Annotated in this window: 2 rRNA genes; both read right to left on the bottom strand. The window is 53.3% G+C overall.

Going from position 1 to position 3,350, the window contains the following annotated elements:
• Positions 1 to 51 precede the first annotated feature (51 nt).
• Positions 52 to 167, bottom strand: a 5S ribosomal RNA gene (rrf, locus tag BF12_RS0112055).
• Between the two features lie 149 nt (positions 168 to 316).
• Positions 317 to 3,205, bottom strand: a 23S ribosomal RNA gene (locus BF12_RS0112050).
• Positions 3,206 to 3,350 lie beyond the last annotated feature (145 nt).

The following is a 3,350-nucleotide window of genomic DNA, read 5'->3' as shown; positions in this document are numbered from 1 at the left end:
ACAAAGAGAACCGCCCCTGCAGCAAGGCTACAGGGGCGGTTCAGTATAGGTGCCTGACGATGACCTACTCTCGCATGGAGAAACTCCACACTACCATCGGCGCTAAGCGGTTTCACTTCCGAGTTCGGCATGGGATCGGGTGGTTCACGCTCGCTATGGTCGTCAGGCGAAACGGGGGTGCATTGCTGCACCTGAGTCTCAAGGCTTGTGGCCTCGCGACTCGCAATATGAATCATGCTGACCGATATGTCGGTCCGACCACACTTGCGTGTGTCGTAATCCCGGCGTTTGCCTAAGCAAACCCCTTGGGTGTTATATGGTCAAGCCTCACGGGCAATTAGTACTGGTTAGCTCAACACATTGCTGTGCTTCCACACCCAGCCTATCAACCTTGTAGTCTTCAAGGGCCCTTCAGGAGGCGCAAGGCCTCAGGGAAGTCTCATCTTGAAGGGGGCTTCCCGCTTAGATGCTTTCAGCGGTTATCCCGTCCGAACGTAGCTACCGGGCAATGCCACTGGCGTGACAACCCGAACACCAGAGGTTCGTCCACTCCGGTCCTCTCGTACTAGGAGCAGCTCTTCTCAAACTTCCGACGCCCACGGCAGATAGGGACCGAACTGTCTCACGACGTTCTAAACCCAGCTCGCGTACCACTTTAAATGGCGAACAGCCATACCCTTGGGACCGACTTCAGCCCCAGGATGTGATGAGCCGACATCGAGGTGCCAAACACCGCCGTCGATGTGAACTCTTGGGCGGTATCAGCCTGTTATCCCCGGAGTACCTTTTATCCGTTGAGCGATGGCCCTTCCATACAGAACCACCGGATCACTAGAACCTACTTTCGTACCTGCTCGACGTGTCTGTCTCGCAGTCAAGCACCCTTATGCTCTTGCACTCAATGCACGATTTCCAACCGTGCTGAGGGTACCTTCGTGCTCCTCCGTTACTCTTTAGGAGGAGACCGCCCCAGTCAAACTACCCACCATACACTGTCCTCGATCCCGATAAGGGACCTGAGTTAGAACGCCAATGATGTCAGGCTGGTATTTCAAGGTTGGCTCCACCTGAGCTAGCGCCCAGGTTTCCAAGCCTCCCAGCTATCCTACACAGACAACATCAGCATCCAGTGTAAAGCTATAGTAAAGGTTCACGGGGTCTTTCCGTCTAGCCGCGGGTACACAGCATCTTCACTGCGATTTCAATTTCACTGAGTCTCGGGTGGAGACAGCGTGGCCATCATTACGCCATTCGTGCAGGTCGGAACTTACCCGACAAGGAATTTCGCTACCTTAGGACCGTTATAGTTACGGCCGCCGTTTACCGGGGCTTCGATCAAGAGCTTCGGACGAATCCTAACCCCATCAATTAACCTTCCGGCACCGGGCAGGCGTCACACCCTATACGTCCGCTTGCGCGTTTGCAGAGTGCTGTGTTTTTAATAAACAGTTGCAGCCACCTGGTATCTTCGACCGGTAAGAGCTTACGGAGCAAGTCCTTCACTCAAACCGGTGCACCTTCTCCCGAAGTTACGGTGCCATTTTGCCTAGTTCCTTCACCCGAGTTCTCTCAAGCGCCTTGGTATTCTCTACCTGACCACCTGTGTCGGTTTGGGGTACGGTCGCATATGATCTGAAGCTTAGAGGCTTTTCCTGGAAGCGTGGCATCGGCAACTTCCTGACCGTAGTCAGTTCGTCTCGCATCTCGACCTCAGAGGAACCGGATTTGCCTGATTCCTCGGCCTACATGCTTTCACCAGGACAACCAACGCCTGGCTCACCTAGCCTTCTTCGTCCCCCCATCGCAACCATATCCGGTACGGGAATATTAACCCGTTTCCCATCGACTACGCGTTTCCGCCTCGCCTTAGGGGCCGACTCACTCTGCTCCGATTAACGTAGAACAGAAAACCTTGGTCTTCCGGCGGGGGAGTTTTTCACTCCCCTTATCGTTACTCATGTCAGCATTCGCACTCGTGATACCTCCAGCAGACTTCTCAATCCACCTTCATTGGCTTACACGACGCTCCTCTACCGCTCATCCATAAGGATGAACCCGTAGCTTCGGTACCTGATTTAGCCCCGTTATATCTTCCGCGCAGGCCGACTCGACTAGTGAGCTATTACGCTTTCTTTAAAGGATGGCTGCTTCTAAGCCAACCTCCTAGCTGTCTGAGCCTTCCCACATCGTTTCCCACTTAATCAGGATTTTGGGACCTTAGCTGACGGTCTGGGTTGTTTCCCTTTTCACAACGGACGTTAGCACCCGCTGTGTGTCTCCCACGCTGCACTCACTGGTATTCGGAGTTTGCCTCGGGTTGGTAAGTCGGGATGACCCCCTAGCCGAAACAGTGCTCTACCCCCAGCGGTGATACGTGAGGCGCTACCTAAATAGCTTTCGAGGAGAACCAGCTATCTCCGGGCTTGATTAGCCTTTCACTCCGATCCACAGCTCATCCCAGCATTTTTCAACATACTTGGGTTCGGGCCTCCAATTGATGTTACTCAATCTTCACCCTGGCCATGGATAGATCGCCCGGTTTCGGGTCTATACCCTGCGACTGGTCGCCCAGTTAAGACTCGCTTTCGCTACGCCTCCCCTAATCGGTTAAGCTCGCCACAGAATATAAGTCGCTGACCCATTATACAAAAGGTACGCGGTCACAGAACAAGTCTGCTCCCACTGCTTGTACGCATACGGTTTCAGGATCTATTTCACTCCCCTCGCCGGGGTTCTTTTCGCCTTTCCCTCACGGTACTGGTTCACTATCGGTCAGCCAGGAGTATTTAGCCTTGGAGGATGGTCCCCCCATGTTCAGTCAAGGTTTCTCGTGCCCCGACCTACTCGATTTCACGATACTCAGACTTCGACTACGGGACTATCACCCTGTATCGTCAGGCTTCCCAGCCTGTTCGTCTGTCAGTTGTATCGCTTAAGGGCTGGTCCCCGTTCGCTCGCCGCTACTTGGGGAATCTCGGTTGATTTCTTTTCCTCCGGGTACTTAGATGTTTCAGTTCCCCGGGTTTGCCTCTATAGGTTATGTATTGGCCTATAGATACTCACCTGATGGTGAGTGGGTTTCCCCATTCGGAAATCGTTGGGTCGCAGGGTATTTGCCACCTCGCCAACGCTTATCGCAGGCTATCACGTCCTTCATCGCCTCTGGCTGCCAAGGCATCCACCGTATGCGCTTAATCGCTTGACCATATAACCCCAAGGGGTCTGTCAAGGATTACGAAAATGTCGGACAACTCCGACATATCGTTTGATGGACATATGCTTGGCGCACATATCCATCGTCAGCATGATTCACATTGTTAAAGAGCGGCTGTTCAGTGAACAGTGAGAAG

The organism is Cobetia crustatorum (assembly GCF_000591415.1).
In the GTDB taxonomy this organism is placed as follows: domain Bacteria; phylum Pseudomonadota; class Gammaproteobacteria; order Pseudomonadales; family Halomonadaceae; genus Cobetia; species Cobetia crustatorum.
Note: the sequence above shows the minus strand (reverse complement) of the source record. Positions and strands in the feature narration are given on the sequence as shown.